This window comes from Bacillus sp. FSL H8-0547, from assembly GCA_038002745.1.
Lineage (GTDB): Bacteria > Bacillota > Bacilli > Bacillales > Bacillaceae > Bacillus_P.
This window is the reverse complement of the sequence record JBBODD010000001.1, coordinates 2,936,600-2,956,202: the sequence shown is the minus strand read 5'-3', so window position 1 is coordinate 2,956,202 and position 19,603 is coordinate 2,936,600. Positions and strand designations below refer to the sequence as shown.

General features: G+C 45.4%; 19 protein-coding genes, 1 tRNA gene, 1 riboswitch and 1 other annotated feature. Of the genes, 1 reads left to right on the top strand and 19 read right to left on the bottom strand.

Going from position 1 to position 19,603, the window contains the following annotated elements:
- Positions 1-212: 212 nt before the first annotated feature.
- From ilvN to MHB63_14465, 15 genes are all read right to left on the bottom strand, one after another.
- Entirely contained in the window at positions 213-728 is a 516-nt protein-coding gene (ilvN, locus tag MHB63_14535) for an acetolactate synthase small subunit (GenBank protein MEK3807736.1), read from the bottom strand.
- Complete coding sequence (gene ilvB, locus MHB63_14530; protein MEK3807735.1) at positions 725-2,443, bottom strand: acetolactate synthase large subunit; 1,719 nt, start codon at positions 2,441-2,443, stop codon at positions 725-727. Before ilvB ends, ilvN begins: the two co-directional genes overlap by 4 nt.
- Before the next feature lie 154 nt (positions 2,444-2,597).
- Positions 2,598-2,855, bottom strand: a binding site (T-box leader).
- 3 nt (positions 2,856-2,858) lie between these two features.
- On the bottom strand, positions 2,859-3,764 hold the full coding sequence (ilvE, locus tag MHB63_14525) for a branched-chain-amino-acid transaminase (protein MEK3807734.1): 906 nt from the start codon (positions 3,762-3,764) through the stop codon (positions 2,859-2,861).
- An 832-nt stretch (positions 3,765-4,596) separates the two neighbouring features.
- Positions 4,597-4,672: transfer RNA gene (locus MHB63_14520), tRNA-Arg, on the bottom strand.
- A 125-nt stretch (positions 4,673-4,797) separates the two neighbouring features.
- Positions 4,798-5,310, bottom strand: a complete 513-nt coding sequence (locus MHB63_14515) for a metallophosphoesterase (GenBank protein MEK3807733.1) — start codon at positions 5,308-5,310, stop codon at positions 4,798-4,800.
- 19 nt (positions 5,311-5,329) lie between these two features.
- Positions 5,330-5,917: an XTP/dITP diphosphatase gene (locus tag MHB63_14510; protein ID MEK3807732.1), complete on the bottom strand. Its 588-nt coding sequence runs from the start codon at positions 5,915-5,917 to the stop codon at positions 5,330-5,332.
- Between the two features lie 5 nt (positions 5,918-5,922).
- Entirely contained in the window at positions 5,923-6,681 is a 759-nt protein-coding gene (gene rph / locus MHB63_14505; GenBank protein MEK3807731.1) for a ribonuclease PH, read from the bottom strand.
- A 167-nt stretch (positions 6,682-6,848) separates the two neighbouring features.
- On the bottom strand, positions 6,849-7,934 hold the full coding sequence (locus tag MHB63_14500) for a GerMN domain-containing protein (protein ID MEK3807730.1): 1,086 nt from the start codon (positions 7,932-7,934) through the stop codon (positions 6,849-6,851).
- Positions 7,935-8,091: 157 nt separating this feature from the next.
- Complete coding sequence (racE, locus tag MHB63_14495) at positions 8,092-8,889, bottom strand: glutamate racemase (protein MEK3807729.1); 798 nt, start codon at positions 8,887-8,889, stop codon at positions 8,092-8,094.
- 9 nt (positions 8,890-8,898) lie between these two features.
- Positions 8,899-9,351, bottom strand: coding sequence for a MarR family transcriptional regulator (locus MHB63_14490; GenBank protein ID MEK3807728.1), 453 nt, complete (start codon positions 9,349-9,351; stop codon positions 8,899-8,901).
- Positions 9,352-9,539: 188 nt separating this feature from the next.
- Positions 9,540-9,764 (bottom strand): spore germination transcription factor GerE, encoded by a 225-nt coding sequence (gerE, locus tag MHB63_14485; GenBank protein MEK3807727.1) that lies wholly within the window; start codon positions 9,762-9,764, stop codon positions 9,540-9,542.
- 134 nt (positions 9,765-9,898) lie between these two features.
- Complete coding sequence (locus MHB63_14480; GenBank protein ID MEK3807726.1) at positions 9,899-10,366, bottom strand: acyl-CoA thioesterase; 468 nt, start codon at positions 10,364-10,366, stop codon at positions 9,899-9,901.
- A 72-nt stretch (positions 10,367-10,438) separates the two neighbouring features.
- Positions 10,439-11,203 (bottom strand): succinate dehydrogenase iron-sulfur subunit, encoded by a 765-nt coding sequence (gene sdhB / locus MHB63_14475; protein MEK3807725.1) that lies wholly within the window; start codon positions 11,201-11,203, stop codon positions 10,439-10,441.
- Between the two features lie 3 nt (positions 11,204-11,206).
- Complete coding sequence (sdhA, locus tag MHB63_14470) at positions 11,207-12,967, bottom strand: succinate dehydrogenase flavoprotein subunit (protein MEK3807724.1); 1,761 nt, start codon at positions 12,965-12,967, stop codon at positions 11,207-11,209.
- 30 nt (positions 12,968-12,997) lie between these two features.
- Positions 12,998-13,606: a succinate dehydrogenase cytochrome b558 subunit gene (locus MHB63_14465; GenBank protein MEK3807723.1), complete on the bottom strand. Its 609-nt coding sequence runs from the start codon at positions 13,604-13,606 to the stop codon at positions 12,998-13,000.
- Positions 13,607-13,951: 345 nt separating this feature from the next.
- Between MHB63_14465 and MHB63_14460 the strand changes: the two genes are divergently transcribed.
- Entirely contained in the window at positions 13,952-14,368 is a 417-nt protein-coding gene (locus MHB63_14460; protein MEK3807722.1) for a YslB family protein, read from the top strand.
- 49 nt (positions 14,369-14,417) lie between these two features.
- Here the strand turns inward: MHB63_14460 and MHB63_14455 are convergent, their stop codons facing one another.
- From MHB63_14455 to MHB63_14440, 4 genes are all read right to left on the bottom strand, one after another.
- On the bottom strand, positions 14,418-15,659 hold the full coding sequence (locus MHB63_14455) for an aspartate kinase (protein ID MEK3807721.1): 1,242 nt from the start codon (positions 15,657-15,659) through the stop codon (positions 14,418-14,420).
- 141 nt (positions 15,660-15,800) lie between these two features.
- Positions 15,801-15,985, bottom strand: a riboswitch (Lysine riboswitch).
- A 74-nt stretch (positions 15,986-16,059) separates the two neighbouring features.
- Positions 16,060-17,844 (bottom strand): excinuclease ABC subunit UvrC, encoded by a 1,785-nt coding sequence (gene uvrC / locus MHB63_14450; protein MEK3807720.1) that lies wholly within the window; start codon positions 17,842-17,844, stop codon positions 16,060-16,062.
- Between the two features lie 281 nt (positions 17,845-18,125).
- Positions 18,126-18,440, bottom strand: coding sequence for a thioredoxin (gene trxA / locus MHB63_14445; GenBank protein MEK3807719.1), 315 nt, complete (start codon positions 18,438-18,440; stop codon positions 18,126-18,128).
- Positions 18,441-18,604: 164 nt separating this feature from the next.
- Entirely contained in the window at positions 18,605-19,582 is a 978-nt protein-coding gene (locus tag MHB63_14440) for an electron transfer flavoprotein subunit alpha/FixB family protein (GenBank protein MEK3807718.1), read from the bottom strand.
- Positions 19,583-19,603: the final 21 nt, after the last annotated feature.

The following is a 19,603-nucleotide window of genomic DNA, read 5'->3' as shown; positions in this document are numbered from 1 at the left end:
TTCTCTCCTTTTAATTTCCATTTTTTATTTGATTTGTAATTGTATACGTTCCATCCGTTCCCTTTCGCTCCAGGAACTTGCTTTCCGCGGGGAGCCCCGGGAGCCTCCTCGCTGCGCTTGCGGGGTCTCCCGTGTTCTCTTCATCCCGCAGGAGTCAAGTTCCTTCCGCTGCAGTCCACTCAAATCTGTTACCGTTCATTGCCATCTTCTCTTTATACAATTGAATATGTTTTCGAACTAGACGGCCGCTGTGTTCCTCTTGGGAACGCTGTTGTGCCGGTTCTGGCTATTTCTTTGATTCCATAGGGTCTGAGGAGATCGATGATGGCTTCTATTTTGTCTGATTCTCCGGTTACTTGAACGACCAGGCTGTCCCGGCTGACATCTATGATGGAGGCCCGGAATGGTTCAATGACTCCCTGCACTTCCATTCTCACTGCCGGTGCAGCGATCACTTTGATCAGCGCGAGTTCTCTTGCAACGATTGATTGATTGGTAATGTCCTGAACCTTGAGCACATCGATTTGCTTGTTGAGCTGTTTTGTAATTTGTTCTACTTCTTTTTCGTCTTCCACATGGATGACAAATGTCATGCGGGATATGCCTTCAATCTCTGCGTGCCCCACTGTGATGCTTTCAATGTTATAGTGTCTTTTCGTAAACAGCCCGGTAATTCTGTTGAGTACGCCCGACCGGTTGTTTACGGTTAATGTCAATATTCGCTTCATGCCTTAACACCCACCATTTCATGCAGTCCTTTTCCTGGTGCAATCATTGGATACACATTTTCCATCTGGCTTACATTAACGGAAATCAGGACAGGTTCCCTGGATCTAAGCGCTTCTTTAAAGGCCGGGAAATCACTTTCAGTCTGAATATTCAGTCCTTTCATGCCGTACGCTTCCGCAAGTTTCACGAAATCAGGCTGTGATTGAAAGACGGACTGGGAATATCTTTCTTCATAGAAGATTTCCTGCCACTGTCTTACCATTCCAAGCACGCCGTTGTTTAAAATAATGACCTTAACAGGAAGGTTCAGTTCGTGAATAACAGAAAGTTCCTGTAGGGTCATTTGGAATCCGCCGTCACCCAGTACAGCAACTACTGTCGAATCCTTTTCAGCAAGCTGCGCTCCAATCGCCGCCGGAAGTCCAAACCCCATTGTTCCAAGCCCTCCGGATGTGACCCACCTGTTTGGCTGCTGCATCCGGTAATACTGCGCCGCCCACATTTGATGCTGTCCGACATCAGTGGTTACGATTGCTTCTCCATCTGTCCACTCATGGATCAGTTCAATCATGTGCTGCGGCTTCAGCTCTTCATTTGAAGGCTTATACCAGAGAGGAAGCGTCTTTTTGTTCGTTTGAAGAGCTGTATACCACTCATCATGCTCGCTTCTTTTCCCGTTTTGGTGGATGAGCTGTTCAAGAACCAGCAACGCATCCCCGACAACCGGAATCTGCGTTTCGACCACCTTGCCGATCTCGGCTGGATCTATATCGATATGGGCAATAACAGCCTTTTTTGCAAAGTGGTTTAAGTTCCCTGTCACCCTGTCGTCAAATCGCGCTCCCACGCTGATCAGCAAATCGCAGTCATACAGCGCCATATTGGCGGTATATGTACCATGCATCCCTGCCATTCCGAGGAACAGCGGATGGTCTGCCGGGAAACTGCCAAGCCCGAGAAGGGTGCTTGCAACCGGTATTTGCTGCTGTTCTGCATATTCTTTCAGCTTATCGCTTCCTTTAGCGTGAATAACACCTGCACCCGCGAGAATGACTGGTTTTTTAGCACGGCTTACAGCTTCTACAAGCTTTCTGATCTGGAGGTAATTTGGCTCTGTCTTCGGCTGATATCCAGGCAGGTGTACAGGTTCGTCATAGTTGAAAATGCCTTCGGCTACAGCGATATCTTTCGGCACATCAATCAGTACTGGTCCCGGTCTGCCGGTTGTTGCAATATGGAATGCTTCTTTGATGATACGGGGAAAGTCGTTGACATCCCGTACTTGAAAGTTGTGCTTTGTAATCGGCATTGTAATTCCGAGTATATCCGCTTCCTGAAAAGCATCGGTTCCAATCACAGAAGTCGCAACCTGTCCGGTAAAGACAACGAGCGGAAGGGAATCAATCATCGCGTCTGTGAGTCCGGTAATTAAGTTTGTAGCTCCCGGTCCAGAGGTGGCGATTACGACTCCGGGTTTGCCTGAGACCCTTGCATAGCCTTCTGCTGCATGAATGCCTCCCTGTTCATGTCTCGTCAAAACGTGAAACATGCCTGAGCTGTACAGTTTGTCGTAAATCGGAAGGACAGCTCCTCCGGGATAGCCGAAAATCACCTCTGTCTTTTCCCGTTTAAGAGCTTCAATCATCATCATGGCACCGGACATCGTTTTCGTACACTTGGCAGATTCAGCGTCCAATTGTACCTTCATATTCATCGATTTTTGCCTCCTTTTTTCCCGCTATCATCTAAAAAGCCCTGCTCGATCGAAAAGAACTGATCGAGCTTTATCCAGCGAAATACTGGTCTTTTTGCCTTTAAAATCCACATAAAAAACCTTCCCGCCCCAATATTGCCCACTAGTTGTGAGTCAAAGGGGCGAAAAGGTTTGAAAACACTTTTCGCGGTACCACCCTTGTTCATGACCTAAAATCAGGCCACCTTATGAAAGCTTAAAGCTTTCTTTTGGTAACGGGTGGTGTGAAAAATAGCACCCGGCTGATCCTACTCCATTTCAAATCAGCACTCAGAGGCGAGTTCACGCTGGAAGGGAACACCGGCTTTCAGCAGCCGCCGGCTCTCTGTGGATCCTTGTTTCCATAGCTACTTATCCTCTTCAAAGTTTTCACTTATTAACTTACACTTAAGCTTGAATTGCCTGTTTCAACTTTCACGCCGTCTTCAATGACTTTTTTCCTGAATTGCTCAAGCAGGCGGTTTGTGTGCTCGCCCGGCTTGCCTTCACCAATCTCCCTGCCGTCTACCTTTACAACAGCAATGACTTCTGCTGCTGTTCCTGTCAGGAAGACCTCATCAGCTGTATACACGTCGTGGCGGGTAAATGGTTCTTCCCGCACATCATAGCCAAGTTCTGCCGCGATTTCGATGATGACGTTTCGCGTAACTCCTTCAAGGGCGCCAAGGTACCCCGGCGGAGTCAGAAGTTTGTTGTTTTTATAGATAAAGACATTGTCTGCAGATCCTTCTGCGACATAGCCCTGATCATTCAGCATGAGCGCTTCGCTTACATTCGCCAGATGAGCTTCAATTTTTACAAGAACGTTATTTAAATAATTGAGTGATTTTACTTTCGGACTGAGAACGTCCGGACGGTTCCTTCTTGTAGGGACTGTCACAATATCAATTCCTGTTTCATAAAGATGCTTAGGAAAGATTGAGAGCGGCTCTACTATAATGACGACGTTTGCCTCTTTGCATTTATATGGATCAAGCCCAAGATCTCCGACTCCTCTTGAGACTACCAGTCTGATATAAGCATCATCCAGTCCGTTTTTCTCGACCGTTTTTACCGTCAGGTCTGTCAGTTCTTCCTGGGTGTACGGCATAGTGAGCAAAATGGATCTCGCTGATTCATACAGTCTTTTCATGTGCTCTTTTAAACGGAAGATGTTGCCGCTGTAGACTCTGATTCCTTCGAAAATCCCGTCTCCATACAAGAATCCGTGATCATACACCGAAATCTTCGCATCTTCTTTTCTTACAAATTCCTTGTTCAAAAAAATCCATTGGTCACCCATAAAGAGCACACCTTTCTTTTAAAGTCTAAACGCGTTAATCAGCTGAATTCCAGTGTGTAAAAAAAATCCTTATAACGTTAGTTATGGACTCTTTTAAAAGATATAAAGTGATCTTGCTGCCGCAGCTAAACGGCCTGTTATGTTTTCTTTTAATGAACCTCACATGTTCATGTAACTTATATTTGAGCCTATCTTACGCCCATTAAAAAGCGGTGTCAACCGTCTTTTTTCGAATTGTTAGATAATTTAGATTTGTTTGTTAATTTGTATACGCTTACATGCCTGTCACTATGGGAATTGTGTTTTTGAAAAATTTTTTTTGAAGTTTTTTTCTGTGAGATTGTCTGACAGGGTTTTGGGTGATTTCAGCTGGGGAAAAGGAACTTTTTAAGGGTGGATCCGGAATCGGATTCTTGATTAAAACGGATAAGATCCAGAGGAAAAATTATGAACATTTTTCGAACAAATGAGAGATGGCATGTTTGCAACTGTACCCGTTCCCTTTCGCTCCAGTCACTTGCTTTCCGCGGGGAGGACCGGGAGCTTCCTCAGCTGCGCTTGCGGGATCTCCCTCGTCCTCTTCATCCCGTAGAAAAGCGGAAGCGCCCGTTTTGCTCCGGCAGTCAGATAAAAAATCACCCGAAAAGTCCGCTTTTGACTTTTTGGGTGATTTTGTTCTGACAGAGGAGTTGGGCGCTGCAGCTCGACAAGGAGTCAAGTGCCTTCCGCTGCAGTCCACTGGTGTTTTACGGATAAATCAGCGAAATGCAGTGACGAAAAAAAACAAAAAAACTTCTTTCATTTTCAGAAAGAAGTTTGTATGTATATAGTATGGCGTCCCAGGAGAGATTCGAACTCCCGACCAACGGCTTAGAAGGCCGTTGCTCTATCCACTGAGCTACTGGGACATGTTTTTTTGTGACAATCGCGATTATGTATCAGCGACATTTTTTATTATATGTGCGATCAGCTATAAAGTCAATAACTTTTTCTAAAAAGTTTTGAAAGAGGGAAAAAATTCCCCCTTTCCTTTTTAAGACAGCTTAAACCTCTGCGCCATGCCTTTTACAGGCGTTCCGTCCTGCTGATAAAATGTTACAGTTGCCGATCCGTTTTGTATTTCTAATATAACATATGTTTTTTCGGTGCGCATCCTCGGCAGCCTGATGCTGCCCGGATTAATGAAGAGGACTCCGTCTGCAAATTCTGCTCCTGCTATATGAGAATGCCCGAAACAGACAATCTTCGCAGCGTGATCTTCAGCAGCATATTTCAAGTTCATCAGAGTGGACTTCACGTTATGCATGTGGCCATGCGCAATGAAAAAACGGAACCCGCCTGCTTCTTCAATCAGTTCCTCCGCATATTTCTGTTCATAATCGCAGTTTCCCCGCACTGATACAAAGCCCTGCATAGAAGGGTGATCGGCAGGCAGTTCTGAATCGCCGCAGTGAAACATCGCTTCTGTTTCGGATTCATGCCTGTTTCTGATCTCCTGAAGCTCGTCTGTCAGCCCGTGACTGTCGCTGATAATAAGAACCTTCATGACTCAAAACTCCCTGTAATCAGGCTTCAAGCAGCTCTGACAGCTTCTTTAGAGCCGCTGCCCTGTGACTGATTTTGTTTTTTTCTTCTTTCGACAGCTCGGCCATTGTTTTTGCTTTATCCTTGACGAGAAAAATCGGGTCATATCCGAACCCATTTTCTCCAGCCGGCTCTTCTGTTATATACCCTTCGACAGATCCTTCAACCGTTACCGTTTTGCGGCCGGGCTCAGCAAGGGCAAGTGCGCAGCGGAATCTCGCGGTGCGCTCTTCCTTTTCTGCGCTCTTCAGCTCAGCCAGCACCTTTTGGATATTGGCTGCGTCATCTTTTTCTGGGCCTGCATATCTTGCGGAAAAAATACCCGGCTCTCCGTTCAGGTAGTCAATCGACAATCCTGAGTCGTCAGCGATCGCCATTTTTCCGTAAAGCCTGGATATTGCCTCCGCTTTTAAAATGGCATTCTCTTCAAAAGTCGAACCCGTTTCCTCCACATCAGGTGCATCGTCAAAATCAAGCAGCGAGATGCAGGTCAAATCGTATGCAGAAAGAATCGTCTGAAATTCAAGAAGCTTTCCTGCATTTTTTGTGGCAATAATGACTTCCTTCATCAGGTTCATCCCTTTCCGTTTTTCTGGTCCATAATTTTAAGCGCTAAATCACCCAGCGCTTCCATTTGGATTGTAACCAAAGATTGAATCCCTTTTTCTGCAAGGTTTAAAAGTTCATTCAGCTCTTCGCGAGAGAATGTTGCCTCTTCGCCTGTTCCCTGCAGCTCTACAAATCGTCCTGAGCCTGTCATGATGACATTCATGTCCACTTCAGCCGATGAATCTTCAATATAGTTTAAATCGAGAATCTCGCCTAGCTTTGAATCCATGCCGACAGAAGTTGCAGCAAGGAAATCTGTAATCGGAAGCGAACTGATTTTCTTTTCAGATACAAGCTTTCCAAGAGCAATCGTCATGGCCACAAATGCACCTGTAATGGATGCTGTTCTTGTACCGCCGTCCGCCTGAATCACATCACAGTCGATCCAGATTGTACGCTCGCCAAGCTTGTCCAGGTCTACCACTGCACGGAGAGCCCGTCCAATCAGGCGCTGAATTTCCATCGTTCTTCCGGTGATTTTCCCTTTTGAAGATTCTCTGATGGTTCTCTGTTCCGTTGCGCGCGGCAGCATGGAGTATTCTGCTGTAATCCAGCCCTTTCCTTCTCCGCGCATAAACGGCGGCACACGGTCTTCAATGCTCGCATTGCAGATGACCTTTGTATCTCCCACACAGATCAGAACCGATCCTTCCGGGTGCTTCACATAATCTGTCACTATTTCTACTCGTCTAATTTCATCTTGCTTTCGTCCGTCATGTCTCATTAGGATTCCTCCGATCATTCCTGATCCTGATTGATTTGCGTTTTCGTTATATGTATAAGGCTTGTCCCGGCTTCCTTTCAAAGACATAAGGTCCGGAGGCAATAAAGAAGAGGCAGTGCCAATGACTACCTCTTCGTTTCACTTTATAGTATATCAAAAATCACCGATTAAAAACTACCTGTGTTGACATTCACTGGACGCGCAACAGGATCTGTCATCTTTTTGCCGTCCTCGTTTACAAGGTCTGCCTTGCCGTCCACTGTCAGCACAACGTTTTCAATTCCCGGCTGCTCTGTCAGAGACAGGACAAGTGAATTAACGATATGAGATGAAACCATCTTCTTCTCTTCATCCGCACTTCCGAAAATCGATTCGTTAAAATTAAGCGTGACCGTTCCGTCTTCAAGCTTAGGCTCTTCAAGCAGCTTCACATCTTGTGAAAAATCACTGAGGAGCGCTGTATCAGCAGACGGCCCTTCTGTCAGCTTTTTAACAACAGCGGCAATCGGATCTTCCTCATCATTGCTCACGCGTGTTGTGACAGGCACATAATACGTCTTGTCATCGTGCTGCGCTGTATAATAAACCGTAAGCGGTTTTGTATCTGTGATATCCATGACACCTGCCGTATCCAGGTTGATGCCGTCAGCCCTGCTCAGCTCGCTGCTGATCGGCGTGCCCCCGACAGGCATTTCATTTTGCTCATGGCCGTTGATCATAATCTTGACCGTTTTGACTGAATCAAACTGAGTAAGCGTCCATGTGATTGACTGAAGAATCTTCAGCTCATCTTCTTTTTGATAGTTTTTAAATTCTTTGGAAAAATCGACTAAAGCAACGCCGTCTTTCACATTGACGCTGACCTGTGTATCCTGCGGAATAACCGCTCTGAATCCATCAGGCAGCATATTTGTTACAGGCCCGCCTTCAACAAGGTAGTCAAGCACCTGCTTTGCTACGCCTTCCTGCTTTGGCAGATCAAATGTCTGGGCTACGACAAGTCCATTGCTGTCAATTAAATACAACTGCCTGGAGTACGTTTGCCCCGACTCTTCCCCTTTTTCCTCTTCTGCTGTTGTTTTTTCCTCATTTACTGTTTCTTCAGCAGCTTTATCTCCTTCATCCACATACGATACGTCTTGTGGAGGATCGATTTCCTTGGCCTTCTCCCCGCCGAACAATCCGCAGCCGGACAATAACAGCGCTGAAGTCATTACAGTAGCAGCAATCTTCACGTTTCTCTTTTGAGACATACATTTCCCTCCTAAGGCAGTTTGTACTACTATGTATACGAGCTGTAGATTGAATTAGACCGAAATCAGGAAGAAATTTTTAATAGAGCGTGAGAGGGAAGAAGTTGACTGCTTACAAAAGAAAAAACCGCCAGCATCATGCTGACGGTTACCTTGTTTAAAGCGCAATGGACTGAACATTTTTCACCGGCTCTTCAAACAGCTGCGAAGCGATGCGCTGGAAGAGATCCTTAGATCCGGTTGTCAGGAAGAGGTGATGGTTTTCTTCCTGCGATTCATTCAATGCTTTCTTATAAGACAGGATCGTACTTACCTCACGGGCTGTTTCGTCTCCTGAACTGATAATTTTCACTCTTGGTCCCATATAGTTCTCGATCAGGTCTTTCAGAACCGGATAATGCGTGCAGCCGAGAATAAGTGTATCGATCGGATGGTCCTTCAGCGGAAAAAGGGAATCCTCTACAATTGAGACCGCATAGTCATTATCAAAGTCCCCGCTTTCAACAAGCGGAACAAACGCAGGACAGGCAAGGCTTTCAACCGTCACTGACTTCTTGATGGTCTTCAGTGCCTTTTCGTACGCGCCGCTTGAGACCGTATTGACCGTTCCAATGACGCCGATGCGGTTGTTTCTAGTCACTTTAATGGCTGTGCGGGCACCCGGGAACACAACGCCGACAACAGGGATATCAAGCTCATCCTGAATTTCCTGAAGGGCAATGGCCGTTGCCGTATTGCACGCAATCACAAGCATTTTAATATGATGGTTAGAGACGAGGTAATTCGTCATTTGCCATGTAAAAGCCCGAACCTCTTCAATCGGTCTTGGACCATAGGGACATCTTGCTGTATCACCTAAATAGATGATGTCTTCATTTGGTAGCTGCCTCATAATTTCCCGCGCAACGGTCAGGCCGCCGACACCGGAATCAATGACGCCGATTGCTCTGTTCAAAAAATCGCCTCATTCTTCTCTCATTTCTAGGTGCAGTTTCGTCAATGAGCTTTCAAGCTGAATTATTTCCTGCATATCATAATTTCTGATTACGTTTTTTAAGTATTGTTGCCGCTTATGAATAACTTCTTCGATAATGCGCTGCCCTTCTGCAAGAAGGTGCACTCTTACCACTCTGCGGTCATTTGGATCTTTCACGCGCACGACAAGTTTGTTTTTCTCCATCCGGTCAACCAGATCAGTCGTAGTGCTGCATGCTAGGTACAATTTGTTGGATAATTCACCGACTGTCATGTCGCCGTGTTCTGAAAGCCATTGCAGCGCCACAAACTGAGGCGGTGTAATTGGGAATTGACTCAGGATCTCCCGGCCTCTCTGCTTCACCATCACAGAAATATGCCTTAAGGATTTTTCCAGGTCAGCCACCATTTTATCACTTAATACATCATTATGAACTGTCATCAGCAACCCTCACTCATTCAATCTGACCGCACGGAGCAGAATATACACTAGTAGTGTGCGTATCATATCCATTTTCTATGTTTTCACACAAAAATGCAAGTTTGATATTTTAGCTGACAGTCATTACAAGAAAAAATCCCGGCAGAAATAATAACCGGCCAGCCTAAAATAAGGTCAGCCGGTACGTATTAGAGCTCAAGTTCACCCATACGAAGAAGCTCAACAACTGCCTGTGATCTTCCTTTTACTCCAAGCTTTTGCATCGCATTGGAAATATGGTTCCGAACTGTTTTTTCACTAATGAAGAGCTCGCCCGCTATTTCTTTCGTCGTTTTATCCTGTACTAATAATTCGAAAACTTCTCTCTCTCTTTTCGTGAGTAGTGGCTTTGATTGAAACTCTTTCTCTTTCAAGAATGGTAACCCTCCTTGCTAGGTGCGAGCCGGTCTAACGAATGGGTATAAGATTAGTCAACATATAGTATGTGCACTCTGTATTGGCGGTGACTGTTACTTTAGCTGATTCGTGAAATTAGGTGTCTATTTTTTTATGTGGCAAAGACCTCAGAACCTATGAGCATTTTCTTTTCCGCATTCAGAAATGGTACACTTTTTCCATTGTATTTCGATATCTGCACAACGGTTCCTCGTCCTGTAAAGCAGACTTCCCTTTTTTTATTTACGGCGCAGTAATGGAGCTCGGCAGACGAATTTCCAACAGATGCAGCTTTGACATACAGCAAGAGCTCCTCATCGAAAAACACCTGTCTGATGTAATCGCACTGGATGTCGGCCACAACAGGAATCAGCTCCCCGTCCTTTTTCAGCCAGTTCTCCATCAGGCCTGCATGTTTAAAAAACTCGATCCGTGCTTCTTCAAAGTATGCAATCGGTGCCGTGTTGTTCATATGACCGAACATATCTGTTTCGGAAAAGCGAACCTTTAGCGGGTGATGAAAGGCAAATGTATCCTTCCACTCCTGCAGCGGCATTGTGATATAGGGAATTTTGTTCATGGCTGTTCCTCTTTTCTTTGATGATATGTAAAAAACACCTCTTATTTAAAGAGGTGTTTTCATTCTTATTGCTTAGACTTGATCGCTTCCGAAGAAATTGCGGAATGCCTGGAACGTAGTATCTCTGTTCAGCGCAGCAATAGAAGTCGTTAAAGGAATTCCTTTCGGACATGATTGCACGCAGTTTTGAGAGTTTCCGCAGTTTGCAAGTCCTCCGTCACCCATAATCGCTTCAAGACGCTCGGATTTGTTCAATGAGCCTGTTGGATGAGCGTTAAACAAACGAACCTGTGAAAGAGGAGCCGGTCCGATGAAATCAGAATTGCTGTTAACGTTCGGGCATGCCTCAAGGCAAACTCCGCACGTCATGCATTTTGAAAGCTCATATGCCCATTGGCGTTTTTTCTCAGGCATACGCGGGCCAGGTCCAAGGTCGTATGTTCCGTCAATCGGAATCCACGCTTTTACCTTCTTAAGGGAGTCAAACATTCTGCTGCGGTCAACCTGAAGGTCGCGCACAACAGGGAATGTTTTCATCGGCTGAAGGCGGATAGGCTGTTCAAGCTGGTCGACAAGTGCTGTACATGATTGGCGCGGCTTGCCGTTAATAACCATAGAACAGGCTCCGCATACCTCTTCAAGACAGTTCATATCCCAAGTGATCGGCGTTGTTTCTCTTCCCTCAGAATTCACAGGATTCCTTCTGATCTCCATCAGCGCGGAGATCACGTTCATATTCGGACGGTAAGGAATTTCAAATGTTTCATCATAAGGGGCAGCACCGGGCTGATCTTGGCGAGTAATAATAAAACGAACTACTTTCTTTTCACTGTTCATTTCTTATTCCCCCTTTTTCTTCTTCGAGTAGTCGCGTTTGCGCGGTTCGATTAAGCTGACGTCCACTTCTTCGTAGTGGAACTTAGGAGCAGCTGTCAGACCGGCAAACGTAGCCATCGTCGTTTTAAGGAAGTCTTCATCATTACGTTCAGGGAATTCTGGCTTATAATGCGCTCCGCGGCTTTCGTTGCGGTTGTAGGCGCCCAATGTCACGACGCGGGACATTTGAAGCATGTTCTGAAGCTGGCGGGTAAACGTAGCACCCTGGTTGCTCCATTTCGCCGTATCATTAATATTGATATTCTGATAGCGTTCAATCAGCTCTTGGATTTTCTCATCGGTTTTCAGAAGCTTGTCGTTGTACCGGACAACCGTTACATTGTCTGTCATCCATTCGCCAAGCTCTTTATGAAGCACGTAGGCGTTTTCCGTTCCGTCAAGGTTCATGATGTTCTGCCATTTTTCTTCTTCCTGCTTCACGTGAGCGTCATATACAGCAGATGAAAGATCTTCTGCAGAAGCATCTAAGCCGCTGATATAGTCAACCGCTTTGGGTCCTGCCACCATTCCGCCGTAGATGGCTGAAAGAAGGGAGTTCGCACCAAGACGGTTTGCGCCGTGCATGGAGTAATCACATTCTCCCGCAGCAAATAAGCCCGGAATATTCGTCATCTGGTTATAGTCAACCCACAGACCGCCCATTGAGTAATGAACAGCAGGGAAGATTTTCATTGGAAGCTTGCGCGGGTCATCACCCATGAATTTTTCATAAATTTCGATGATGCCTCCAAGCTTAATGTCAAGCTCTTTCGGATCTTTATGAGACAGATCCAGATAGACCATGTTCTCGCCATTGATGCCGAGCTTTTGAGAGACGCACACATCGAAGATTTCGCGTGTTGCGATATCACGCGGAACAAGGTTTCCGTATGCAGGATATTTTTCCTCAAGGAAATACCATGGCTTCCCGTCTTTGTACGTCCAGACGCGTCCGCCTTCACCGCGAGCTGATTCACTCATCAGGCGAAGCTTGTCATCTCCCGGAATAGCTGTCGGGTGAATCTGAATGAACTCGCCGTTTGCATAGTGAACACCCTGCTGATAGACGATGGAAGCTGCTGATCCGGTGTTGATGACAGAGTTTGTTGATTTTCCGAAGATGATTCCAGGTCCGCCCGTTGCCATGATGACAGCGTCTGAACGGAATGATTTGATTTCCATGCTTGTTAGATCCTGTCCGGTAATGCCTCGGCACACACCGTCGTCATCGACAACCGCTCCAAGGAATTCCCAGCCCTCGTACTTTGTCACAAGACCTGCCACTTCATAGCGGCGGACCTGCTCATCAAGCGCATAAAGAAGCTGCTGCCCTGTCGTTGCACCGGCAAATGCCGTGCGGTGATGCTGCGTTCCTCCAAAACGGCGGAAGTCAAGAAGCCCTTCAGGCGTACGGTTGAACATGACACCCATGCGGTCAAGCAAGTGAATGATTGACGGAGCCGCTTCGCACATCGCTTTTACAGGAGGCTGGTTGGCAAGGAAATCCCCGCCGTAAACCGTATCATCAAAATGCTCCCACGGAGAATCGCCTTCTCCTTTTGTATTAACAGCGCCGTTGATTCCGCCTTGTGCACAAACGGAATGAGAGCGCTTAACTGGTACTAATGAAAATAAATCTACATGAACGCCGGATTCTGCTGCTTTGATGGTTGCCATCAGGCCTGCCAAACCGCCTCCGACGACAATAATTCTTCCTTTACTCATCTGGCCCACTCCCTTTGATTCTAATACTCATCAAACAAATGCAAAAATAGTGCTTACTCCAACGTAGGACAATGCAAGGAAAAGTGCGATTGTCACGTAAGTGGAGATCAGTTGTGATCTAGGAGTGACTGTAATTCCCCAGCTCACAGCAAATGACCACAGGCCGTTTGCAAAGTGAAAGATTGTTGATACAACACCAACTACGTAGAAAACAATCATGAATGGATTGCTGAAAATAGAGGCCATCATGTCAAAATTCACTTCTGCGCCAAAGGCAGCTGCAATTCTAGTTTCCCAGACGTGCCATGAAACGAAAATAAGCGTAATAACACCTGAGATTCTCTGAAGCATGAACATCCAGTTGCGGAAGTATCCGAACTTGCTTACGTTGTTTTTTGCTGTAAACGCAATGTAAATTCCGTAGATTGCATGGTATAAAAGCGGGAGGAATATAATAAATGTCTCCAGAACAATTCTAAACGGCAAGCTTTCCATAAAATGTGCAGCATTGTTAAATGCTTCTTCTCCTCTTGTTGCAAAGTTATTTACAACAAGATGCTGAATTAAGAAGACGCCAACCGGAATCACTCCAAGCAAGGAATGAAGTCTTCGGTTCAAATACTCTCTGTTTCCAGCCATCTCAACATAACCCCCTAGTAATCTTAAAATCTTTTTTTTAATGTTTCTCCTATTCCCGGCAATCTTTTAAAAAAATAAACATTGTATGATAAAATGTGACAAATTTATTGTACTCCTCACGCGTTACAGCGTCAAGAAAACGTGTTCATAAATTTTAATTTTGTGACAAATCTCGTTTTCAAACAATTTTTATTTTCTTGAAATACTAATCTGGCGCTGGCCGGGCAGATAATTTACTTTTATTGCATGTGCCTCATGCCGCATCTTGATATATAATAAAATCAGAAAGAGGGGAAGAATGTGAAAAAAACGAAAGAACAAATTGACACGGCACAGCTCAGAGATATGCAGGTGCCTGCGTTTGCATATGAACTCCTTAGAGAAGTGCTTATTCCTGACATTCTGGGGAGCGAGTCCGCTTCCATGATGTACTGGGCAGGCAAAAGCCTTGCGCGGAAATATCCGGCAGATTCCATCGACGAGCTGATTGCTTTCTTTTCGCTCGCAGGCTTTGGAAACCTTTCACTTGTACATAAGAAAAAAGACGAAATGGAATTTCAGCTGCAGAGCGAACTGATCCAGACAAGATTTAAAACGATGAAAGAACCGTCGTTCCAGCTTGAAGCAGGTTTTATTGCCCAGCAGGTGCAGCGCATGAACAAGCAGATCACCGAAACCTATGAGCATGTTAAAAAACGTGCGGACAAAGTTCACTTTACTGTGAAATGGGACTACAAAGACATGGAGTTTGAAAACGAATAAAGGACGGGTACTCATGATCCCCGTCCTTTTTTCATTTTCATCAAAGCCGTCAGTTGGCGTTAAATACGCCTGCCGGCTGCTCTGATAATTCAAATGCATCGTGAAGCGCTTCTACCGCTTTCACCATATCCGCATGGCCGACCACCGTTGAAACTTTTATTTCTGACGTGCTGACCATTTTCACTTCAATCCCTTCCTTTGCAAGAACATGGAACATTTCCGCCGCAACACCCGGGTTTGAGACCATTCCGGACCCCACGATCGACACTTTGGACAACCCGTTTTCAAATTCGATCCGTTCAAATCCGAGCTCCTCTTTATATGTTTCAAGAACGTGCACGGTCTCTTCGACCTCACCTGTTTTTACGGAGAATGAAAGAGAAGCAATCTGTGCGTCTGATGTACTTTGAATAATAATATCCACATTTATTCCGTGGCTTGCGAGTGTTTTGAAAATGGTGGAAAGAGCCAACAATCCGTTCTGCAGCCCGCAAACCGTCACTTTTGACACCTGATCTTCAAATGCAATGCCTCTTACAATCAAATTCTGTTCCATATCTGTTTCCTCCTCAATAAGCGTGCCCCGTTCGGCTTCTGTGCTGGATCTGACTTCAAGCGGTACTCCGTAATTCTTTGCAAATTCAACTGCTCGCGGATGCAGGACACCCGCTCCAAGGTTGGCGAGCTCAAGCATTTCATCATAGGAAATTCCTTCAAGCTTTCTTGCGCCTTTTACAAAACGCGGATCGGTTGTGAATACACCCGTGACGTCTGTATAAATATCGCATTTGTCCGCTTTCAGCGCTGCTGCTAATGCAACTGCGGTTGTATCGGAGCCACCGCGTCCAAGAGTCGTAATCTCGCTGCCGTCTGCGAAGCCCTGAAATCCGGCAACAACGACGATTTTCCCTTCAGAAAGCCGTTTTTCCATTTTCTCTGTATCGATTCCGGAAATTCTCGCATTTCCGTGGACATGCTCTGTGCTGATCCCGGCCTGCCAGCCTGTGTAGGAAACAGCGTCATAGCCTTTCGCCTGCAAAGCCATTGTCAGAAGAGAAATGGTCACTTGCTCGCCTGTAGAAAGAAGCATGTCCATTTCGCGCTTGCTCGGCTTTTGAGTGATTTCAGCGGAAAGTGATACTAAGTGATCGGTTGTTTTCCCCATTGCCGATACAACGACAACTACGCTGTTCCCCTTTTGTCTTTCTTCAGCTGCACGGTTTGCAGCATTCATGATCTTCTCAGGAGAACCAACAGATGTGCCTCCGAATTTTTGTACAATTAAACCCATATCGCCTCTCGCCTTTCAAGTCTTATTTAAAGTCTAATTTGATCGTCAGCAAGTAAAAGGGAGAATCCCGGAAAACGCAAAAAAGCAATGAGATTCTCTATCTCATTGCTTGCATAAACGAATAATGGAACTTCATTCATACAATGAGATAGCGCTCCAAGAAAAACATCATTTTCTTGACAATCCTGCGTCTCTTAAACGCAAAACCAGCAAAGAGAAGAAATGGCTCTTTCTTTGCTTCGGCGGCGCTCCCCTTTCACGCGTCTTCAAAGGAATCCATTTTCCTCTGACGCGCTACTCTTGAAGTCCGCACCTCTACCGTCATTTAACGAACTAAACGATCTGATTTATGAAATTAGTTAAAATTTTAGCAAACCTTACTGCTTAAAGCAAGAACATTTTATGCTTCTTCTTTTTCCTGCAGTTTCTCATAGATTAATTCTGCGGTATTTGAAGGCATGCCTGCAGCGATAATGTCATCTACACTTGCCTCTTTCATTTTTTTCACAGACCCGAAATGTTTCAGCAGGACCTTCCTGCGTTTTTCTCCAACGCCAGGTATGTCATCCAGAATGGATTGAAAGGCGGTCTTTCCCCGAGTTTGCCTGTGGAAAGTAATCGCAAACCTGTGAACCTCATCCTGAATGCGCTGGAGGAGATAAAACTCCTGGCTGTTTCGTTCAAGTTCCACAATTTCAGGCGGACTGCCGACCATGAGGTTGGATGTTCGATGTTTGTCGTCCTTTACAAGGCCTGCTACAGGTATGGTCAAGCCAAGCTCATTTTCAAGCACATCCTGAGCTGCTGCAAGGTGGCCTTTCCCCCCGTCAATAATAATTAAATCAGGAAGCGGAAGTTCTTCTTTCAGGACGCGCGTATAGCGTCTGCGGACAACTTCCCGCATCGATTCATAATCATCAGGGCCTTTAACAGTTTTAATTTTATACTTTCTGTATTCCTTTTTGGCAGGCTTCCCGTCAATGAAAACAATCATGGCCGATACCGGATCTGTTCCCTGAATGTTTGAATTATCAAAGGCTTCAATTCTTGCAGGCGTATAAATGCCCATTTTTTCACCCAGCTGGTCAATCGCTTTTATCGTTCGTTCTTCATCGCGCTCGATCAGCGAGAATTTTTCCTTGAGGGCAATTTTTGCATTTTCATGTGCCAGCAGAACGAGATCCTTTTTCTTCCCCCGCTGAGGCTGTGTCGCCGTAACCTGTAGAAGCTCAGCAGCCATTTCCCCGTCAACGCTGTCCGGAAGCAGAATTTCTTTCGGCAGAATATGATTGCTCTTTGAGTAAAACTGGCCGAGGAAGGTCAAGAATTCTTCCTCAGGTTCCTGATAAAGCGGGAACATGGCTATATCCCTTTCAATCAGCTTGCCCTGCCTTACAAAAAACACTTGAACGCACATCCACCCCTTGTCGAACGAATAGCCGAACACATCACGGTCAACAAAATCATTCATCGTCATCTTTTGCTTTTCCATCGTGGCGTCGATGTGGGCGATCTGGTCCCGGTATTCTTTTGCACGTTCAAAATCAAGATTCTCTGATGCAGCCAGCATTTTCTTTGAGAGTTCCTCTTTAATCTGCTTAAATCCGCCTTTAAGAAAGCGCGTCATTTCGTCCACCATCTGCCTGTTCTGTTCCTGCGTCACATTGTAGACGCAGGGTGCAAGGCATTGTCCCATATGGTAGTAAAGGCATACTCGATCAGGGAGTGTGGAGCATTTTCTTAAAGGATAGAGACGGTCAAGCAGCTTCTTCGTTTCCCTTGCTGCCTGTACGTTCGGGTATGGCCCGAAGTATTTTCCTTTATCCTTCTTAACATTCCGGGTAACGATCAGCCGCGGATGTCTTTCACCGGTGATTTTGATAAACGGATAAATTTTGTCATCCTTCAGCATGATATTGTATTTTGGATCATGCTTTTTTATCAGGTTCAGCTCTAAGATAAGCGCTTCTATATTTGAAGAGGTTACAATGTATTCAAAATCTCTGATTTCACTCACAAGGCGCTGCGTTTTCCCGTCATGTGAGCCTGTAAAATAAGAACGGACACGATTCTTCAGCACTTTTGCTTTTCCGACATATATAACGGTGCCGAAACGGTCCTTCATTAAATAGCAGCCCGGCTGATCCGGCAAAACGGCCAGCTTTTCTTTTATCAATTGCTCCATTGCGGACACTCCATTAATAAGGTTTATTCCAATATTGTACCATTTTCCTGTCTGTGAGTCGTGCGGAGATATGCACGCTTATTTGCAGACGCAGTCAGAGGAGAATTCGTGCATACTTTACATGCAGCGGGGCAATCATTTCCTGAGCAATAATTGACATATTTTTTGATTCGGAGAGGAGCGCTTTCTCCTTTTTTGAAAGAGAAACTAAAAACCCAAGCTCGTAAGCCTGGGTTTTTAGTTTGAAAGATCCAGCCGAATGATCTCAGGCAGGTTTTCGATTATGCGTGTTTATTAAGAAGTTCAGCCAAAGCTTCTTTAGGCTGGAAGCCAACCGTTTTGTCTACAACTTCGCCGTTTTTGAATACAAGCAAAGTAGGAATGCTCATAACACCGTATTTGCCTGCTGTTTCCTGGTTTTCATCAACATCAAGCTTAACCACTTTCACTTTATCGCCCATTTCCTGATCAAGTTCTTCAAGAACCGGGGCAATCATTTTACAAGGTCCGCACCATGGAGCCCAAAAGTCAACGAGGACTACGCCTTCGCTAGTTTCTGCTGTGAATGTTTGATCTGTTGCATTTGTAATTGCCATTGTAATTTCCTCCTATAAATCGAGTAATAACTGAAGTATAGCATTAAAGAATTGGGTCTGCGAATTTTTTGCTCACTTATACTTTTCCCCAACTTTCTGATGAAAAACATATCCGGACTGGAGAAAATAAAAACACGACGGGCGAGGTCGTGTTTTATGGTCTTTTAAGAATGAACTTTAAGCTTTTTGAACTCTTCTGTCAGAAGCGGTATGACTTCAAAAAGGTCACCGACAATACCGTAATCGGCCACTTTAAAGATATTAGCTTCCGGATCTTTGTTGATGGCAACAATGATTTTTGAGTTGGACATACCTGCTAAATGCTGAATGGCTCCGGAGATGCCGCAGGCAATGTACAAGTCAGGAGTGACAACTTTTCCTGTCTGGCCAATCTGCAGGGAATAATCGCAGTAATCCGCATCACATGCACCGCGGGAAGCGCCAACCGCTCCGCCAAGAACATCCGCAAGCTCTTTAAGAGGATTAAAGCCGTCTGTGCTTTTCACTCCGCGTCCGCCTGCAACAATCACTTTTGCTTCTGAGAGATCAACGCCTTCAGTTGCTTTGCGCACCACTTCTTTTACAACTGTGCGAAGATCCTTGATATCAGCTGAGACTGAAGAGACTTCGCCGCTTCTTGATTCATCCTTCTCAAGAGGAGCAATGTTATTTGGACGGATTGTAGCAAAAATTGTTCCGTCTGTCACAATTTTCTTTTCGAACGCTTTTCCTGAGTAGATCGGTCGTGTGAACACGGCATTTCCGCCTGTCACTTCTAAATCCGTTGCATCAGAGATCAGGCCAGAACCGATTTTCGCAGCGATTTTGGGCGATAAATCTTTTCCAAGAGCTGTATGGCCAAAAATCAGGCCTTCAGGTTTTTCCTGTTCAATTACAGCCAGAAGAGCCTGTGAATAACCGTCAGGCGTATATGTTGTCAGCTTTGCGTCTTCTACCGTAATTACGCGGTCTGCACCGTAGTAGATCATTTCCTGTGCAAGCGAAGCAACGCTTTCCCCTAAAAGAACAGCTGTTACTTCCCCGCCTTCTGAAATCGTTTTGCCTGCAGCAATTGCTTCAAAAGAAACATTGCGGAGTGATTGATCACGTACTTCTCCGAGTACCAGTACTTTTCGTGCCATTATAAGTCCCCCTGTTATACG

Bases quoted from the DNA above. Each gene is read 5' to 3' on its own strand.
- ilvN (MEK3807736.1), bottom strand. From the start codon at position 728: ATGAAGCGAATATTGACATTAACCGTAAACAACCGGTCGGGCGTACTC.
- ilvB (MEK3807735.1), bottom strand. From the start codon at position 2,443: ATGAATATGAAGGTACAATTGGACGCTGAATCTGCCAAGTGTACGAAA.
- ilvE (MEK3807734.1), bottom strand. From the start codon at position 3,764: ATGGGTGACCAATGGATTTTTTTGAACAAGGAATTTGTAAGAAAAGAA.
- MHB63_14515 (MEK3807733.1), bottom strand. From the start codon at position 5,310: ATGAAGGTTCTTATTATCAGCGACAGTCACGGGCTGACAGACGAGCTT.
- MHB63_14510 (MEK3807732.1), bottom strand. From the start codon at position 5,917: ATGAAGGAAGTCATTATTGCCACAAAAAATGCAGGAAAGCTTCTTGAA.
- rph (MEK3807731.1), bottom strand. From the start codon at position 6,681: ATGAGACATGACGGACGAAAGCAAGATGAAATTAGACGAGTAGAAATA.
- MHB63_14500 (MEK3807730.1), bottom strand. From the start codon at position 7,934: ATGTCTCAAAAGAGAAACGTGAAGATTGCTGCTACTGTAATGACTTCA.
- MHB63_14490 (MEK3807728.1), bottom strand. From the start codon at position 9,351: ATGACAGTTCATAATGATGTATTAAGTGATAAAATGGTGGCTGACCTG.
- MHB63_14480 (MEK3807726.1), bottom strand. From the start codon at position 10,366: ATGAACAAAATTCCCTATATCACAATGCCGCTGCAGGAGTGGAAGGAT.
- sdhB (MEK3807725.1), bottom strand. From the start codon at position 11,203: ATGAACAGTGAAAAGAAAGTAGTTCGTTTTATTATTACTCGCCAAGAT.
- sdhA (MEK3807724.1), bottom strand. From the start codon at position 12,967: ATGAGTAAAGGAAGAATTATTGTCGTCGGAGGCGGTTTGGCAGGCCTG.
- MHB63_14465 (MEK3807723.1), bottom strand. From the start codon at position 13,606: ATGGCTGGAAACAGAGAGTATTTGAACCGAAGACTTCATTCCTTGCTT.
- MHB63_14460 (MEK3807722.1), top strand. From the start codon at position 13,952: ATGCAGGTGCCTGCGTTTGCATATGAACTCCTTAGAGAAGTGCTTATT.
- MHB63_14455 (MEK3807721.1), bottom strand. From the start codon at position 15,659: ATGGGTTTAATTGTACAAAAATTCGGAGGCACATCTGTTGGTTCTCCT.
- uvrC (MEK3807720.1), bottom strand. From the start codon at position 17,844: ATGGAGCAATTGATAAAAGAAAAGCTGGCCGTTTTGCCGGATCAGCCG.
- trxA (MEK3807719.1), bottom strand. From the start codon at position 18,440: ATGGCAATTACAAATGCAACAGATCAAACATTCACAGCAGAAACTAGC.
- MHB63_14440 (MEK3807718.1), bottom strand. From the start codon at position 19,582: ATGGCACGAAAAGTACTGGTACTCGGAGAAGTACGTGATCAATCACTC.